The organism is Frigoribacterium endophyticum, assembly GCF_011759585.1.
In the GTDB taxonomy this organism is placed as follows: domain Bacteria; phylum Actinomycetota; class Actinomycetes; order Actinomycetales; family Microbacteriaceae; genus Frigoribacterium; species Frigoribacterium endophyticum.
This window is the reverse complement of sequence record NZ_JAAOYV010000001.1, coordinates 738,491-754,851: the sequence shown is the minus strand read 5'-3', so window position 1 is coordinate 754,851 and position 16,361 is coordinate 738,491. Positions and strand designations below refer to the sequence as shown.

Annotated in this window: 18 protein-coding genes; 4 read left to right on the top strand and 14 right to left on the bottom strand. The window is 72.7% G+C overall.

Annotation, left to right across the window (positions count from 1 at the left end):
* Positions 1 to 54: 54 nt before the first annotated feature.
* The 8 genes from dprA to FHR77_RS03495 form a co-directional block, all read right to left on the bottom strand.
* Positions 55 to 1,338 carry a DNA-processing protein DprA gene (gene dprA, locus FHR77_RS03530; protein WP_341777204.1) on the bottom strand — a complete coding sequence of 428 codons (1,284 nt, stop codon included), beginning with the start codon at positions 1,336 to 1,338 and terminating at the stop codon, positions 55 to 57.
* The gene (locus FHR77_RS03525) at positions 1,335 to 2,864 is read right to left on the bottom strand and encodes a YifB family Mg chelatase-like AAA ATPase (protein ID WP_167258853.1); all 1,530 of its coding nucleotides are present in this window, start codon (positions 2,862 to 2,864) and stop codon (positions 1,335 to 1,337) included. Before FHR77_RS03525 ends, dprA begins: the two co-directional genes overlap by 4 nt.
* The gene (locus FHR77_RS03520; RefSeq protein ID WP_056053606.1) at positions 2,861 to 3,223 is read right to left on the bottom strand and encodes a YraN family protein; all 363 of its coding nucleotides are present in this window, start codon (positions 3,221 to 3,223) and stop codon (positions 2,861 to 2,863) included. The genes FHR77_RS03525 and FHR77_RS03520 overlap by 4 nt, the downstream gene beginning before the upstream one ends.
* 104 nt (positions 3,224 to 3,327) lie before the next feature.
* Positions 3,328 to 3,651, bottom strand: coding sequence for a DUF2469 domain-containing protein (locus FHR77_RS03515; RefSeq protein ID WP_056053603.1), 324 nt, complete (start codon positions 3,649 to 3,651; stop codon positions 3,328 to 3,330).
* Positions 3,652 to 3,776: 125 nt separating this feature from the next.
* Positions 3,777 to 4,412, bottom strand: a complete 636-nt coding sequence (locus FHR77_RS03510) for a ribonuclease HII (protein ID WP_167258852.1) — start codon at positions 4,410 to 4,412, stop codon at positions 3,777 to 3,779.
* Entirely contained in the window at positions 4,412 to 5,170 is a 759-nt protein-coding gene (gene lepB, locus FHR77_RS03505) for a signal peptidase I (protein WP_167258851.1), read from the bottom strand. Before lepB ends, FHR77_RS03510 begins: the two co-directional genes overlap by 1 nt.
* 65 nt (positions 5,171 to 5,235) lie before the next feature.
* Positions 5,236 to 5,583, bottom strand: a complete 348-nt coding sequence (gene rplS, locus FHR77_RS03500; RefSeq protein WP_056053596.1) for a 50S ribosomal protein L19 — start codon at positions 5,581 to 5,583, stop codon at positions 5,236 to 5,238.
* Between the two features lie 169 nt (positions 5,584 to 5,752).
* Complete coding sequence (locus FHR77_RS03495; RefSeq protein ID WP_167258850.1) at positions 5,753 to 6,322, bottom strand: hypothetical protein; 570 nt, start codon at positions 6,320 to 6,322, stop codon at positions 5,753 to 5,755.
* Positions 6,323 to 6,360: 38 nt separating this feature from the next.
* Between FHR77_RS03495 and map the strand changes: the two genes are divergently transcribed.
* Complete coding sequence (gene map, locus FHR77_RS03490) at positions 6,361 to 7,131, top strand: type I methionyl aminopeptidase (RefSeq protein ID WP_167258849.1); 771 nt, start codon at positions 6,361 to 6,363, stop codon at positions 7,129 to 7,131.
* A gap of 30 nt (positions 7,132 to 7,161) precedes the next feature.
* Here the strand turns inward: map and trmD are convergent, their stop codons facing one another.
* From trmD to rpsP, 4 genes are read right to left on the bottom strand one after another with little or no spacing between them, the layout of a single operon-like run.
* Positions 7,162 to 7,857 carry a tRNA (guanosine(37)-N1)-methyltransferase TrmD gene (trmD, locus tag FHR77_RS03485; RefSeq protein ID WP_167258848.1) on the bottom strand — a complete coding sequence of 232 codons (696 nt, stop codon included), beginning with the start codon at positions 7,855 to 7,857 and terminating at the stop codon, positions 7,162 to 7,164.
* 2 nt (positions 7,858 to 7,859) lie between these two features.
* On the bottom strand, positions 7,860 to 8,519 hold the full coding sequence (gene rimM, locus FHR77_RS03480; RefSeq protein WP_167258847.1) for a ribosome maturation factor RimM: 660 nt from the start codon (positions 8,517 to 8,519) through the stop codon (positions 7,860 to 7,862).
* 3 nt (positions 8,520 to 8,522) lie between these two features.
* On the bottom strand, positions 8,523 to 8,759 hold the full coding sequence (locus tag FHR77_RS03475) for an RNA-binding protein (RefSeq protein ID WP_056053586.1): 237 nt from the start codon (positions 8,757 to 8,759) through the stop codon (positions 8,523 to 8,525).
* A 3-nt stretch (positions 8,760 to 8,762) separates the two neighbouring features.
* Positions 8,763 to 9,179 carry a 30S ribosomal protein S16 gene (rpsP, locus tag FHR77_RS03470; protein ID WP_056053584.1) on the bottom strand — a complete coding sequence of 139 codons (417 nt, stop codon included), beginning with the start codon at positions 9,177 to 9,179 and terminating at the stop codon, positions 8,763 to 8,765.
* Between the two features lie 276 nt (positions 9,180 to 9,455).
* Here rpsP and FHR77_RS03465 point away from each other — a divergent pair, with 276 nt between their 5' ends.
* The 3 genes from FHR77_RS03465 to FHR77_RS03455 all read left to right on the top strand — a co-directional run bounded on the left by FHR77_RS03465 (position 9,456) and on the right by FHR77_RS03455 (position 13,634).
* Entirely contained in the window at positions 9,456 to 10,598 is a 1,143-nt protein-coding gene (locus tag FHR77_RS03465; protein ID WP_167258846.1) for a glutamate--cysteine ligase, read from the top strand.
* Between the two features lie 102 nt (positions 10,599 to 10,700).
* Positions 10,701 to 11,735, top strand: a complete 1,035-nt coding sequence (locus tag FHR77_RS03460) for a binary toxin-like calcium binding domain-containing protein (protein ID WP_167258845.1) — start codon at positions 10,701 to 10,703, stop codon at positions 11,733 to 11,735.
* 15 nt (positions 11,736 to 11,750) lie between these two features.
* Positions 11,751 to 13,634, top strand: a complete 1,884-nt coding sequence (locus FHR77_RS03455) for a hypothetical protein (RefSeq protein WP_167258844.1) — start codon at positions 11,751 to 11,753, stop codon at positions 13,632 to 13,634.
* 77 nt (positions 13,635 to 13,711) lie between these two features.
* On the opposite strand, the gene ffh is transcribed toward FHR77_RS03455, so the two are convergent.
* Together ffh and ftsY are read right to left on the bottom strand one after the other, a co-directional pair.
* The gene (gene ffh / locus FHR77_RS03450) at positions 13,712 to 15,280 is read right to left on the bottom strand and encodes a signal recognition particle protein (protein ID WP_167258843.1); all 1,569 of its coding nucleotides are present in this window, start codon (positions 15,278 to 15,280) and stop codon (positions 13,712 to 13,714) included.
* Between the two features lie 88 nt (positions 15,281 to 15,368).
* Positions 15,369 to 16,238, bottom strand: coding sequence for a signal recognition particle-docking protein FtsY (gene ftsY, locus FHR77_RS03445; RefSeq protein WP_056053569.1), 870 nt, complete (start codon positions 16,236 to 16,238; stop codon positions 15,369 to 15,371).
* Positions 16,239 to 16,361: the final 123 nt, after the last annotated feature.

The following is a 16,361-nucleotide window of genomic DNA, read 5'->3' as shown; positions in this document are numbered from 1 at the left end:
GCGCCCCGCCCCGCCAGGGCCCGCCGCGCGTCTCGTCGTCGTCACGGCGCCAGGCTACCCACGCGCGCGGCCCCTCCTCCGCCACCCCGCGGGCCCGGCGACGACCAGGCCGTCGACCTCCATCTCGGCGAGGAGGCCCCGTACCGTGTCGGCGCCGAGCCCCGAGGCCGCCGCGACCTCGTCGGTCGTGCGCTCGACGCGGGGGCTGAGGGCGTCCTGGACGCGGACGACGCGGGGGTCGACGACCTGCGGGGCCGGACCCGCGCCTCCCGCGCCGTGACCTGTCGACACGCCACGCCCGATCGGGCCCACGAGCTCGAGGACGTCGTCGACGCCCGTGACGCAGGCGGCGAGCCCCGAGCGGATCAACGCGTGGCAGCCCGCCGACGACGGCGACGAGACGGGGCCGGGCACGGCGCCGACCGGGCGCCCGAGCACCTGCGCGTGGCCGGCGGTGTTGAGCGAGCCCGAGCGCCGGCCGGCCTCGACGACCACGGTCGCCGCCGTGAGGCAGGCGATGAGCCTGTTGCGCTGCAGGAACCTCCAGCGGGACGGCGTCGTGCCGCAGGGCGCCTCCGCGACGAGGAGGCCCGTCCGCACGACCCGGCGGAGGAGCTCGTCGTGCCCGGCGGGGTAGAAGCGGTCGGCCCCGCCGGCCATCACCGCCACGGTCGGGGCCTCGGCCGCGAGGGCCGCACGGTGGGCCGAGCCGTCGATGCCGTAGGCCCCGCCGGAGACGACGGTCAGCCCCCGGTCGGAGAGGCCGCTGCCGAGGTCGGCGGCGACCGTCTCGCCGTACGACGTCGCCGCCCGCGCCCCCACCACGGCGACCGACGCGGCCGGGGCGGGCAGGTCTCCCGCGCCGCGCAGCCACAGCACCGCGGGGGCGTGGTCGCCAAGCTCGTCGAGCTCGGCGGGCCACCCGGGATCGCCCGGCACGAGCAGGCGGATGTCGAGGGCCTCCGCGGCGCGCAGCGACGCCTCGGCGCGCCACCGCTGGAGCCGCGGGGCCCAGCGTCGCAGGGCCGCGTCGACCGAGAACCGACCGAGGTCGTCGCCCGCCGGGGAGTCGCGGAGCGCGGTCTCGAGACCGCGCCCGGCCCCGCCGCCGCTCCGCTCCACGACGGACTCGACGGCGAGCCTCAGGGCGACGGCGGGCCCGAGGCCCCGGCGGGCGAGGCCCGCGACGACGTCGCCCGGCTCCGCGATGCCCGACCAGGCGGCGCGGGCGAAGACGTCGAGGCCCGCCTCGTCGGAGTCGCCCCCGGGCACCCAGGCCCGGGCGGGCCGGACCAGCCGCGCGAGGTCGTCGCGGGAGGCGTCGAGCAGCGCCCTCACAGCGACCGCCGCAGCCCGAGCGCCCGGGCGACCTGGCCCCGGCCGGGCCGGCCGACCCCGTCGAGGTCGGCGAGGGTCCAGGCCAGGCGGAGCACCCGGTCGTAGCCCCGCATGGTCAGGGCCCCGGTCTCGAGCGCCCGGTCGATCGGTGCCGAGTCGGCGACGGCCAGCCGGCGGCCGGCGCCCCGGAGCCAGGCGCCCGGCACCTCCGAGCTCAGGCGCCACGGCGTGCCGGCCAGCCGGTGCCGGGCCCTCGCCCGCGCCTCCTCGACCACCTCCTTCGCCTGGGCCGTGGTGAGCACGTCCGTGGTCTCGGCGAGGCGGAACTGCGCCGAGCTGATCCGTGCCACGCGCAGCTGCACGTCGATGCGGTCGACCAGCGGGCCGGAGAGCTTGGCGAGGTAGCGCCGGCGCTGGTGGGGCGAGCAGGTGCACTCCCCCTCGCGCGAGCCCCACTGGCCGCACGGGCAGGGGTTCGCGGCGGCCACGAGCTGGAACCGGGCCGGGAAGCGCGCGACCGCCCGTGACCGGTGCACGACGGTCTCGCCCGACTCCAGCGGCTGGCGGAGGCAGTCGAGCACGGTCTGCGCGAACTCGGGCGCCTCGTCGAGGAAGAGCACGCCGCGGCTGGCCCGCGACGCCGCCCCGGGGCGCAGGACCCCGCTGCCGCCGCCGACGAGCGCGGCCGCGCTGCAGGTGTGGTGCGGGCTCTCGAACGGCGGTCGTCGCTCGAGCTCGCTGCCGACCGGCAGCCCCGAGAGCGACCGGATCGAGCTGACCTCGAGGGCCGCTTCGAGGTCGAGGTCGGGCAGCAGGCCGGGCAGGCGCGCGGCGAGCATGCTCTTGCCGGCCCCCGGCGGGCCGACCATCAGCAGGTGGTGCCCGCCGGCGGCCGCCGTCACCAGCGCCTGGACGGCGTCGGAGTTGCCGATGACGTCGGCGAGCTCGGGGACTGCCCCCGCGGGGGCCGCCACCGTCGACCGGCGGAGCGGCTCGGCCGGCTCGGGTGCGAGGTCGGCGCCGTGCCAGATCGCCGCGTCGCGGAGCCCGACGACGGCGACGACGCGGACGTCGGGCACGAGCGACGCTTCGTCGGCGTTGTCGGCCGGCACCATGACGATCTCGGCGCCCGCCCGGCGTGCCGCGACGACGGCCGGCAGGACCCCGTCGACGGGCCGCAGCCTGCCGTCGAGCCCCAGCTCGCCGACGTGCACGACCCGGGCGACCGACTCGGCCTCGACGAGGTCGGCCGCCGCGAGGGCCGCCACCGCGATCGCCAGGTCGAACGACGACCCGTGCTTCGGCAGCGAAGCCGGCGACAGGTTGACCGTGAGCTTGCGGGAGGGCAGCGGGCACCCGGCGTTCGAGGCCGCCGCCCGCACGCGGTCGCGGGCCTCCCCCAGCGACGCGTCGGGCAGCCCGATGATCATGAAGGCCGGCAGCCCCTGGCCGAGGTCGGCCTCGACCTCGACCACCGCGCCGTCGAGCCCGAGCAGGGAGACCGCCCGGGTGCGCCCCATGCTCACGAGCCGGCCCCGCGCACGTGCTCGATGCGCTCGTGCCCGCGGCACCGCTCGACCGTGATGCCGACGACGTCGATGCGGACGCCGTGGCCCACCCCCGGGTGCTCCTGGCACCACGCCCCCGCCAGACGTCGAAGCCGGGCGAGCTTCTGCGGCGTCACCGCCTCCAGGGCCGTGCCCCAGCCCGTGCCCGAGCGGGTCTTGACCTCCACGACGACCACCTCGTCGCCGTCGAGCGCGACCAGGTCGATCTCGCCCTCACGGCACCGCCAGTTGCGGTCGACCACCCGCAGCCCCTGTGCCTCGCACCACTCGGCGGCCACGTCTTCGCCGCGCCGCCCCAGTTCGTCCTTCTCCGCCATGTCGACCTCCTGCGAGGAGACTGGCGGAGGCGCGGGGCGAGCCCACGGAGCCCGGTCACGTCGTGGGGACGACGAGCACCCAGCCCGGGCTGGGGAGGGACGCGCTACTCGTCGAGCGCGAGTTCCTTCGGGAGCTCGAGGTCGCGGGTGGTGAGCTCCTCGACGTTGACGTCCTTGAAGGTGAGCACACGGACGGACTTCACGAAACGGTCGGAGCGGTAGACGTCCCACACCCACACGTCGCTCATCGTCAGCTCGAAGTAGAAGTCGTGCTCCGTGTCGCGCCGGACGAGCTCCACCTCGTTCGCGAGGTAGAAGCGCCGCTCCGTCTCGACCACGTAGCGGAACTGCGACACCACGTCGCGGTACTCGCGGTACAACGCGAGCTCGACCTCTCGGTCGTAGTCTTCGAACTCGTCCTCGTCCATCGAGGGACCATCCTACGCGGCCGCGCCCGCGCCTCCCGCACGCCCCGGACGGCGCGAGGGGCGTCGCCGACGGGCGACGCCGCGGTGACGGCGCCGCTGGCGCCCGGGCACGCCGACCGGCCGGCTCAGTGCAGCCAGGTGAGGCGGTGCAGCGGCGACGGACCGAGTTCGGTCAGCGCCGCGTAGTGCGCGGTCGACCCGTAGCCCTTGTTGCCCGCCCAGCCGTAGCCGGGGTGCTCGTCGTCGGCGGCGATCATCATCCGGTCGCGGTGCACCTTGGCGATCACCGAGGCCGCGGCGACGGAGGCGCAGTCGCGGTCGGCCTTGATCCGGGTGGTGATGCGCGGCGGCGTGGAGAGCGCCGGCGTCAGGTAGTCGTGGTTGCCGTCGAGCACGACGACGGAGCTCATGATGCCGACGCCGGCCTCGTGCAGGGCCGTGAGCGCCCGCCGGCCGGCGAGGCCGAGAGCCGCGACGATGCCGATCTCGTCGACCTCACGAGCATCGGCCAGGCCGACGGCGTGCGCCTGGACCCACGACGTCGCCGTCGGGTAGAGGGCCTCACGGCGCTTCTCGCTCAGCAGCTTCGAGTCGCGGAGCCCCACGGGCATCTCGCCGCACTCGAGGTGCACCGCGCCGAGGCCCACGGCGACGGGCCCGGCGATGGCGCCCCGACCGACCTCGTCGCAGCCGATCACCCAGGTGGCGCCGGCCGCGTGCAGCTCACGCTCGAGGTCGAGCGTGGGGTCGACGACCGCCATCACTCGCCCTCGCGCTCCGTGCCGCGGAAGACGGCCGGGTAGTCGTCGAGCCACGTCCAGCGGGCGGCGGGCCAGCTGATGACGAAGGCGCGGCCGACGACGTCGCTCATCGGCACGAAGCCCTGGCTGGGGGTGTCGCCGTTGTAGCGGCTGTCCTTCGAGTTGTAGCGGTTGTCGCCCATCACCCAGAGCGAGTCGGCGGGCACCGTGACGGAGAAGTCGTCGCCCGAGACGCGGTCGACGCCCGGGGGCAGGGTGACGTAGGGCTCGTCGAGCGGGACGCCGTTGACGGACATCTGGCCGAAGTCGTTGCAGCACGACACCGTGTCGCCGGGCAGCCCGATGACGCGCTTGATGAGGTGGTCGTTGCTGTCTTGCGTACCGAGCCCGACCAGCGTGAGGAACCACGAGACACCGTCGCCGAGGGGGTTGCCGGAGGCGGTGGTGACGGGGGCCGTGCCCTCCAGCCATCCGCCGGGGTCGGTGAAGACCACGACGTCGCCGCGCTTGACGTCGACGACGTCGGGCACGAGCTCGTTAACGATGATGCGGTCGTTGATCTGCAGCGTGTTCTCCATCGACCCCGAGGGGATGTAGAACGAGCGGATCAGGAACGTCTTGATCAAGAAGGAGATCAGCAGCGCCGCCAGGAAGATGACCAGGACGTCACGGAGGAACGTCAGGGTGCCGCGCTTCTTCTGGTCGTCACCGCGACCGGGGCGGCGCAGGAGGCGCCGCGAGGATGTGTCGTCTGTCATTTAACCGCCTGAGCTCCCCGCCATCGTATAGGGCGGGGAGCTCAGGGAAGGACGTGCGGACCGGGTCAGTGGTCGCGCTTCTCCTTGATCTTGGCCTTCTTGCCGCGCAGCTCGCGCAGGTAGTAGAGCTTCGCGCGACGCACGGCGCCGCGGCTGACGACCTCGATGTGGTCGATGACGGGCGAGTGCACGGGGAACGTGCGCTCGACGCCGACCTGGAAGCTGACCTTGCGGACGGTGAACGTCTCGCGGACGCCCTCGTTCTGCTTGCCGATGACGACACCCTGGAAGACCTGGACGCGCGAGCGCGTGCCTTCGATGATGTTCACGTGCACCTTGACGGTGTCGCCGGCGCGGAAGTCGGGGATGTCGGTGCGCAGCGTGGCTGCGTCGACGGCGTCGAGGATGTGCATGGTGGTTCGCTCTCTGCAACCGCCACAGGTCGACTGCTGCTCGTGGGTGCGGGGCACCCGAGGTGATGAAAGAGGTCGTGCGCTGACGAGAGCAGACTCCCCTGTGGCAGAGTCGTGCGCAGGCACAAGCGTCAAGTGTGCCACAGGTCGACTCCGGGCCGCCACCGCGTCAGGAGCGCGGCGTGATGGTGATCACCGGGGCGTCGTCGGAGGCCGGGCCCCCACGAGGAGGCGTCGGCCCCGCAGCGCCGGACGCCAGACGGTCGAGGTCGGCCAGCGACGCGGAAACCCGGCCCCGCGCCTCCCGCACGAACTGCCGCACCGCGGCGACCGCGAGGCCCAGCCCGCCCAGGATCGTCAGGACGGCGGAGACGGCGAACAGCGCCGTCGACAGGTCGACCCGGCCGTCGCCGACGAGCTGCGTGAACGCCGAGGCCGGCCGGGACCCGGCCACGGAGTCGACGAGGAAGAAGCCGAGGGCCAGCTGGGCCAGCCAGGTCAGGAGCAGGAGGCCGGCGTCGAGCCAGGAGACCGCGCGCGCCCGGCGCACGCTCCGTCGCGCCACCACGACGCCGACGGCGGCCGCCTGCGCGACGAACAGGAGGGGCACGAGGACGATCTGGCCGAGCACCTGCGCCCCGAGGGGCACCCCGAAGGCCGCACGGCCGAGCAGGACCCACAGGGGCAGCACCACGACGGCGGGCCAGAGGAGGCGGTAGAGGACTCGACGCAGCACCATGCGGTCGAGGCTAGGGAACGACGGTGGAGAATGGCTGCATGATCGAGCTGCGCACCCCCGACGAGATCGACCGCATGCGACCGGCGGGAGCATTCGTCGCGTCCGTCCTCGAGGCGACCCGTGCGGCCGCGGCGCCCGGCGTCGACCTGCTCGACCTCGACGCCCTCGCCCACGACATGATCCGCGAGCGCGGCGCCGAGAGCAGCTACCTCGACTACCACCCGTCGTTCGGCGCCAGCCCCTTCGGCAAGGTGATCTGCACCTCCGTCAACGACGCCGCGCTGCACGGCCTGCCCCACCGGTACCGCCTGCGGGAGGGCGACCTGCTCAGCCTCGACTTCGCCTGCGCCGTCGACGGCTGGGTCGCCGACTCCGCGGTCTCGTTCGTCGTCGGCGCCGAGCCGACCCCGGACGACCGCCGCCTCATCGAGACCTGCGAGCGAGCGCTCGAGGCCGGGATCGCGGCCGCGCAGCCGGGCGGCAAGCTCGGCGACGTCTCGGCCGCGATCGGCGACGTCGCCCGCGGTGCCGGGTTCTCCGTCAACCTGCAGTTCGGCGGCCACGGCGTCGGCACCACCATGCACGGCGACCCGCACGTGCCGAACGACGGCCGCGCCGGGCGGGGCTGGCCCCTCCGGCCGGGCCTCGTGATCGCGATCGAGCCGTGGCTGATGCTCGGCACGGACGAGATCGTCACCGACGCCGACGGCTGGACGCTGCGGAGCGCTGACGGCTCGCGGGCCGCGCACGCGGAGCACACGGTCGCCGTGACGGCCGACGGTCCGCTCGTCCTGACCGCCCGCGGCTGAGCAGGCTGCTCCGGGGCGCAGCGGGAAGCGCTACTCGCCGAGCAGGTCGGGGCGGACGCGCCGGGTGCGGGCGACCTGCTGCTCGTGGCGCCAGGTCGCGATGGCGCCGTGGTTGCCGCTGAGGAGCACCGGGGGCACGTCGTGGCCCCGCCAACTCGCGGGCTTCGTGTAGCTGGGGTACTCGAGGAGGCCGCCCTCGTGGCTCTCCTCCGTCAGGCTCTCGGGGTTGCCCACGACGCCCGGCACGAGGCGACCGATCGCCTCGACCATCGCCGTCACGGCGACCTCGCCGCCGTTGAGCACGTAGTCGCCGAGGCTGATCTCGCGGACGGTCACGCGCTCGGCGGCGTGCTCGACGACGCGCTGGTCGATGCCCTCGTAGCGCCCGCAGGCGAACACGAGGTGCGGGGCGACGGCCAGCTCGCGGGCGAGGGCCTGCGTGAAGGGCGTGCCCGCCGGCGAGGGGACGATCAGCGTCGTGGTCTCGGGGCTCGCCTCGTCGCCCAGCACGTGGTCGAGGGCCTCGCCCCAGGGCTCGGGCCGCATCACCATGCCGGCACCGCCGCCGTACGGGGTGTCGTCGACGGTGCGGTGCCGGTCGTGGGTGAAGTCGCGCAGGTCGTGCACGGCCACGTCGAGCAGGCCCTGCTGACGGGCCTTGCCGAGCAGGGAGATGTCGAGCACCCCGAAGAACTCCGGGAAGATCGACACGATGTCGATGCGCATCGTCAGCTGCCGTCGTCGGCGCGGTCGGCCTCGGGGGCCTCGCCCACGGCGTCGTCAGGGCTCTCACCCTCGACGTCGCCGGTGTCGACGGTCGCGGCGGACTCGTCGTCGGAGCTGTCGTCGACGAGCTCCTCGAAGAGGCCCGCCGGCGGGGTGACGGTGATCACGCCCGCCTCGATGTCGACGCTCGGCACGATCGCCGTGACGAACGGCACCAGCACCTCGCCCGCCGGCGTCGCGACGGCGAGCAAGTCCTGGGCGGGGAGGTGGTCGACACGGGAGACGGTGCCGACCTCGACGCCGTCACGCTCGACCCGGAGGCCGACGAGCTGGTGGTGGTACCAGGCGTCGTCTTCGTCGGGGAGCTCGTCCAGGTCTTGGTCGACCCAGAGGATCGCCTTGACCAGGGACTCGGCGGCGGAGCGGTCGTCGACGCCCTCGAAGAAGCCGACGGGGTGGCCGTTGTACCAGCGGAGCTCGGTGAGCGTGACGCTCCGGCCGTGCCACTCGCTGGTCTCGGGCACCTGCAGGGTGAAGGAGGAGCCCGGGGTGAAGCGCTGCTCGGGGGTGTCGGTGAAGAGCTCGAGCTTGAGCGCGCCCTTCAGGCCGTGCGCCTTGGTCAGGCGCCCGACCCGGAGCTGGGTCTTGTCGTTCGTGCTCACGGCCTAGAGGTCGCCGTCGACGACGTCGACCCGCACGCGCTTGCCGTCGGCCAGGGCCGTGACCAGGGTGCGGAGTGCCTTCGCCGTCCGACCGGCGCGACCGATGACGCGGCCCAGGTCGTCAGCGTGGACGTGCACCTCGAGGACGTCGCCCCGAGGAGAGGTCTTCTCCACGACCTGCACCTCGTCCGGGTGATCGACGATCCCCCGGACGAGGTGCTCGAGTGCAGGTGCGAGCACTGACTACGCCTCGGTGGTCTCGGCGTCGTCGGCGGCGGGGGCCTCGGCGGGCTCGGCCTTGGCGGGCTTCTCCGACTTGGGGACGAGGACCGGCTTCTTCTTCTCGTCGGCGACGAAGGCCTCCTTGGGGGCCTTGGTCTTGACGGTGCTGACGGCGTCGGCGTCGCCCTTGAACTTGCCCCAGTCGCCCGTGAGCTTCAGCAGCGCGGCGACCTGCTCGGTCGGCTGCGCGCCGACGCTGAGCCAGTACTGCGCACGCTCCGACTCGACCTCGATGAACGAGGGCTCCTCGGTGGGGTGGTACTTGCCGATCTCCTCGATGACACGACCGTCGCGCTTGGTGCGCGCGTCGGCGACGACGATGCGGTAGTACGGTGCACGGATCTTGCCCATGCGCTTGAGACGGATCTTGACAGCCACAATTCTCCTGTTGATGTGATGTGGGCGAGTTGCTAGCCGTGAGCGTGGGGGCACACTCGGCTCGGAAGCTCTATGAGGTCTCGGCGGCCACCTGATTAGAGGGTCGGGCGACCGGAGACTCGACCCACCATTGTTGCAGACGAACGACCGGTTCCACCAATCTCTCGCGAACCCGCCGTCGTGTCGTCGGGCGGGGGCGGCGACACGGACGGTCACGCGACTCCCCCGGCTGTCAGGATGGGTCGGCGCGCACGCGCCGAGCGGGAGGCAGCACCCATGCAGATCGACTTCACCAGCTCAGAGCGGTCGACCCTCGGCGTCGAGTGGGAGCTGGCCCTCGTCGACCACGAGAGCGGCGAACTGGCCCCTCGCGCTCCGCAGATCCTCGCCGACCTGGCCCACCTCAACGAGGACGGCGACCGCCTGACGAACGAGCTCCTGACCAACACCGTCGAGGTCGTCACCGGGGTCCACCACCGGGTCGCCGGGGCCGTGGACGACCTCCGGGCCACCATCGACCAGGTCCGTGGCCCGGCGGCCGCACTCGGCGCCGACCTGATCTGCGCCGGCACGCACCCGTACAGCCGGTACGTCGACCAGGAGGTCACGCCCGACAAGGAGCGGTACGCCACCCTGATCGACCGCACCCGCTGGTGGGGCCGCCAGATGATGATCTGGGGCGTCCACGTCCACGTCGGGATCGACTCGCGCGACAAGGTGCTGCCGATCATGAACGGCATGCTCACCTACCTGCCGCACTTCCAGGCCCTGACCGCCTCCAGCCCGTTCTGGGTGGGCGAGGAGACGGGCTACGCCTCGAACCGCGCCCTGATGTTCCAGCAGCTGCCCACGGCCGGCCTGCCGCCCCAGTTCGAGACCTGGTCGGAGTACGAGGCCATGGTCGCGGACCTGACCCACACGGGCGTGATCGACGACCACAGCGAACTGCGCTGGGACCTGCGCCCCTCGCCCAGGTGGGGGACGCTCGAGAGCCGGGTCTTCGACGGCATCGCGACGACCGACGAGGTCGCCGCCGTGACGGCGCTCGTGCAGTGCCTGGTGGACGACATGTCCGACCGCCTGGACCACGGCGAGACGCTGCCGTCGATGCAGCCCTGGTTCGTCCGCGAGAACAAGTGGCGAGCGGCCCGCTACGGCATGGACGCGATCGTGATCCAGAACGCCGCGGGCGACGAGCGCCTCGTGACCGACGACCTGCGAGACCTGGTCACGACCCTCGAGCCTGCGGCCGATCGCCTGGGCTGCCTCGACGAGCTGCACTCGCTCGCGTCGATCACGGACCGGGGCGCCAGCTACCAGCGCCAGCTGGCCGTGGCCGCGGCCCACGGCGGCGACCTGCGTCCGGTCGTCGCGTCGCTGGTCCGCGAGTTCGACGAGGGGCTCTCCGCGGACCTGTGACGTCGCCCCGAGGGGCCGAGGACGGCACGGAGGGGCCAGCGGCTCGACGTAACACGGAGTAACAGTCGGGCACGACCGGCGCTGCTGACATTCGATGCACCGATGAGACATCCGATATTCCTCCGGTCCATCCCACCGCTCGTGGCGGCGGTCCTGGGCGTCGCGCTCGTCGCCGACGCCCTGACCCCGCCCCCGCAGGCCGCGTCGGCCTCGACGCTCGACGGTCCGCCGCCGCCGGCCGGTGACAGCGGCGTCCCCGCCGACGAGCCGTTCGCGGGGACGGCGCCGCTCGTCACGGCGCTCGGGGGCGGCGACTCCCCCGAGACGGTCTCCGTCTCGTGGCGGTCGCCGGCCCGCGTCTCCGCCGGCGCCACGACGATCACCCTCGACGCGGCGGTCACGACCGAGCTGGCCGGCCCCCGCTCGTTCGCGGTCCTCCGCGACGGCGTGGGCCCCGACGTCGCCTCCCCCGACCGGACCGCCGACGAGATCGTGACCGTCGAGACGACCCCGGACCGTCCGACGACCGTGCGCCTCTCGGTCGAGGCTCCTCCCGAGGGGACCGCGATCACGCTGGGCTGGTCGAGCGACGCCGGATCGCTGTGGCAGCCCGTCGCCGAGGCCGACCTCTCGACCCCGGTCGTCTCGAGCCCCGGTGCCCGTGCGGGGCTGGCGTGCGGCGTCGCCCTGCCCGGCGACCGTGACCACGACCTCGTCCCCGACGACCTCGAGCGCGGCGGCTACGCCCTCGTCGACTCCTCCCTCGTCCCCTGGCGGGACGACCTCGCCGCTCGCGGTCACACGAAGTACCTCTCCGACCCGAACCACTGCCGCTCCGCCCGCGACCCCTACACCGATCTCGAGAAGGTGACGGCCATGATGCCGGGCGGCACTCGCACCGAGGCCCGCGACCCGCTCGTGGCCGCCGCGCCCGCCGTCGGCGTCGACCTCGAGAAGCTCGTCGTGACGCTGAACGACACGACCAGCGACTCGACGACCCGGACGCGCAGCCTCTCGACGACGAACTCGTGGAGCAGGACCCTCGGCGGCAAGGTCGGCGTCGAGAGCGGAGCCTCGGCCGGGCCGGAGGGCCTGAGCGGCGAGACGAAGGTGTCACAGGAGTTCAACTTCTCGTAGACCCGGTCACACAGCGTGACGGAGGGCACCTCGACGTCGTGGCAGGAGCTCGTCACCCGGAGCGCGTCGAAGGCCGCTTCGCTGAACGGCAACGTCCGCTACCACAACGCCGGCAGCGCACCCGTCTTCGACGCGCACCCGACGACCAGCTGGGTGCTGGAGGGGCAGCAGACCATGGCCAGCTTCCGAGCCGGCCCGAACTTCCGGGCGGACGCCCTGGGCGCCGGAGAGAGCTACCCGGCCCGGGGCTCGGCGGCGCTCTCGGTCGAGACCATCAACGACGCCGGCACCGTCGACCTCACCGCGACCGCGGACGAGCTGGAGCAGCTGGGTCGGAGCGGCGAGGTGTCGCTCGACACGCCCCAGACGTCCGGCACCTTCGGCCGCGTGGTCTCGGGGCGGCTCGATCCGGCAGCCGGCCAGTGGGGCCCCGTGCTCACCGGCATCCGCGAGTCCACGGCGACCCTGGTGCTGGACGCCGGGATCGACACGGCCCAGCGCCACGTCGTGGCACCGGACCTCCGCGACGCGGACGACTCGACCCCGCGGCTGACGATCGGGGAGGCCATCGACCGGGCCTTCGCCGTCGAGCGGATCGACGGGCATCGCTGGTACCGCAGCCCCGACCTCACCTCCCCGACGAACCGGGCTCCGCTCCTGCTCGACGAGCGGGCGGTCCTCCTCACCATGGACGAGGCCACGAGCGCGGCCGTCCGCGACCAGCAGCGCGACGGGAGGTCGGTCTACGACGTCGAGCTGCGCCGTGGCATGCAGATCGGCGTGAAGCCGGCGGATCAGCACTCCGACTTCGACGACGGCGACTTCTCGGGGTGGACGGGCCACTCGTCGACACCGGGGACGGTGCGCCCGGCCGGCGCCGGCGAGATCTCGTGGACGAAGGAGGGCCTCACCCCGGGCCACCGCTACCGTGTCTCGTTCCGCTCGAAGAACGCGCCCTCGGGCTCGAGCTCGACCATGTGGCTCGACGACCCCACGCACCAGGTGCCCCTGGACCGAGCCCCGACTCCCCCTGGCTGGACGAGCCGGCCGACGTTCGTGGAGTTCACGGCAGCCACGACGACGGTGAGGCTGCACGGACGCGCCGAGATCGACGACCTGTCCTTCTTCAGCCTCGGCGCGAGCCGTCGAGCGGACATCAGCTGGGTGAGCCGGATGGGGGACGACCTGGCGATCCCGGACACGACGACGCCCCTCACGACACAGGTCGACGTCCTCAGCCGAGGCGGCGCCCAGGCGCTGGACCTGGTCATCGGGCGCTCCGGGCGTGCGATCGACCTCTCGACGTCCGTCGTGGAGGTCACGGGCCCCGCTCTGGGCGCCTGGAGCACGGGCCCGACGTACAGGGAACGGGGGCACGTCAACCTCCCGGTCGTGGCGCAGGGCACCTCGACCGTCACGGTCTACTCCCCCCGGCAGGGGTCGACGGCCGCGTGCGACTACTGCCTCGAGCCGATCGCGTCCCTCACCGTCGACGTCGGGGCCTCGAAGCCCGCGACGGTGGACTTCCACTACCGGGAGGGCGCCTCGAAGCACATGTGCACCGTCCGCTTCCGTGCTCTCGAGACACCCGGGTTCCGGGGAGAGGTGGCCGAGTCGGTCGACTTCAGGTCGAACGGCCACTCGTGCAAGAACGACGACGCCTACTACGTGTCGTTCACGAACATGCCGATCGGGACGGAGATCAGCGTCTTCGACTCACCAGACGGTTCTCGCGACGACGACTTCTTCATCTGGGAGACGACCGTGCCGTCGTCCGGCCTGCTCCGGACGGACGCCCGGGAGCGCCCCGCCGGCGTCACGGTGCAGGAACAGAGCTACCGCAACGGCCTGGCCGGCAAGGTGTCGCGCTTCGAGCTGCACTACCCGGGCACCTGGTGAGCGCCCGGTGACGGCTCGGGGCCCGCGGTCGCACCGCGGGCCCCGAGTCGTCACCCGTCACGGACGGCCCGACCGGGTCAGCCCCGGCCGAGGAACTTCTGCAGCGAGGCCATCTCCTCTGCCGAGGGGGCGCCGTCACCGGCGGGGGCACCGCCGAGACCGAAGCCGGACCCGCTGGCCGGCGCCGCGCCTCCCGGCTTGGCGCCGGTGGCGAGGGCCGCGTTCTGGGCCGCGCGCTTGGCGGGGTTGCCGGCCTTCGAGCCCTTCTTCTTGGCGGCCGGGCGCTTGCCTCCGTAGGAGGCCCCGGGGATCGGGCCCATGCCGGGCACCTGGGGCACGCCGCCCTTGGCCACGGTCTTCATCATCTTGGAGGCCTGCTCGAAGCGCTGGACGAGCTGGTTCACGTCGGTGACCGTCATGCCCGAGCCCCGCGCGATGCGGAGTCGGCGCGACCCGTTGAGGAGCTTGGGCAGGGCCCGCTCCTGCGGCGTCATCGACTGGATGATCGCCTCGGTGCGGACGATCTCGCGCTCGTCGAAGTTCTCGAGCTGCTCGCGCATGCCCTTGGCGCCCGGCAGCATGCCGAGCATGCCCTTGATCGACCCCATCTTGCGCAGCTGCTGCATCTGCTTGAGGAAGTCGTCGAGCGTGAAGTTGTCGGTCGCGATCTTCTCCGCGACGGCACGGGCCTCGGCCTCGTCGAACGCGCCCTGCGCCTGCTCGATGAGCGAGAGGATGTCGCCGAGGTCGAGGATGCGGCTCGCCATGCGGTCGGGGTGGAAGGGCTCGAAGGCGTCGAGGGTCTCGCCCGTCGACGCGAACATGATGGGCCGCCCCGTGACCGAGGCCACGCTGAGCGCGGCCCCGCCCCGCGCGTCGCCGTCGAGCTTCGACAGGACGACGCCGGTGAAGTCGACGCCCGCCTGGAAGGCCTTCGCGGTCGCGACCGCGTCCTGGCCGATCATCGCGTCGATGACGAAGAGCACCTCGTCGGGGTCGACCGCCTTGCGGATGTTCGCGGCCTGCTTCATCATCCCGGCGTCGACGCCGAGACGGCCGGCGGTGTCGATGATGACGGTGTCGTAGACCTTGTCGCGCGCGAACTTCATGGCCTGCTTGGCGACCTTGACGGGGTCGCCGACGCCGTTGCCCGGCTCGGGGGCGAACACGGCCGCGCCGGCCTGCTCGCCGACGACCTGCAGCTGCTGCACGGCGTTGGGGCGCTGGAGGTCACAGGCCACGAGCAAAGGCGTGTGGCCGTCCTTCGCGAGCCACTTCGCGAGCTTGCCCGCGAGGGTCGTCTTGCCGGCGCCCTGGAGGCCGGCGAGCATGATCACGGTCGGGGGGTTCTTCGCGAACTCGAGTCGACGCTGGCGGCCGCCGAGGATCTCGATGAGCTCTTCGTTGACGATCTGGACGACCTGCTGGGCCGGGTTCAGGGCCTTGCTGACCTCGTCGCCGAGCGCCCGGTCGCGCACCGTGTTCGTGAACGCCTTGACGACGTCGAACGCGACGTCGGCGTCGAGCAGGGCACGACGGATCTCGCGGACGGTGCCGTCGACGTCGGCGGGGCTGAGCTTGCCCTTGTTGCGGAGGTTCTTGAACGTGTCCGCGAGGCGGTCAGAGAGGGTTCCGAATGTGGCCATGGTGTCGCCATCTTAACCGACGACGGGCCGCGGGTCGCCCCCGTGGGCCGACCCGTGCCTCCCCCGGGGCCGCCCGGCGGGGCACCGGTCAGCCGATGAGGTTCTGCACGAAGACGTGCGGCGTGAAGCCGGTGAGGTCGCCGATGCCCTCGCCCTGCCCGACGAGCTTGATCGGGATGCCGGTCTGCTCCTGCACGGCGAGGACGAACCCGCCGCGGGCCGAGCCGTCGAGCTTCGTCAGCACCAGGCCGGTCACGCCGGCGTGCTCGATGAAGGCCTGCGCCTGGGCGAGGCCGTTCTGGCCCGTCGTCGCGTCGAGCACGAGCAGCACCTCGGCGATCTCGGTCTGCTTCTCGACGACCCGCTTGATCTTCGAGAGCTCGTCCATCAGGCCCGACTTCGTCTGCAGGCGCCCCGCGGTGTCGATCAGGACGATCTCGACGCCGGTGCGCATCGCGTACTCGACGGTCTGGAACGCGACCGAGGCCGGGTCCTGGCCGGGCTGCTGGGGGCGGACGATCTGCGCGCCCGCGCGCTCGGCCCAGGTGGCGACCTGCTCGACGGCGGCGGCGCGGAACGTGTCGGCCGCGCCGACCACGACCGACCGGTCGTAGTTGCGGAGGAACTTCGCGAACTTGCCGATCGTCGTGGTCTTGCCGACGCCGTTGACGCCGACCATCAGCACGACGGCCGGCCGGGCGCTGAGCTTGAGGGTGGAGTCGAGGGCCGAGAGGCGCTCCTCCAGCGTCTCGCGGAGCATGCGCTTGAGGTCGGCCGGGTCGGTCGTCGAGTAGCGCTGCACCTTCTCGCGCAGGTCGTCGATGACCTGCTCGGTGACGTCGGGGCCGAAGTCGGCGCCGATCAGCGCCTCCTCCAGGTCGTCCCACGTGGTCTCGTCGATCGTCTTCTTCGCGAACATGCCACGGAGGGCACCGGAGAGGGACCAGGGGGAAGCCATGCGCTCAGCCTATTCGCAGTCGGCGGCGGACCGACCTGCTGCTAGTGTCGAGACGTTGAAGGGGAGTATTCCGTTCACGGTGCGTCGTCAATACGGAAGAGCCCAGTCTCGACCCGGTGCATC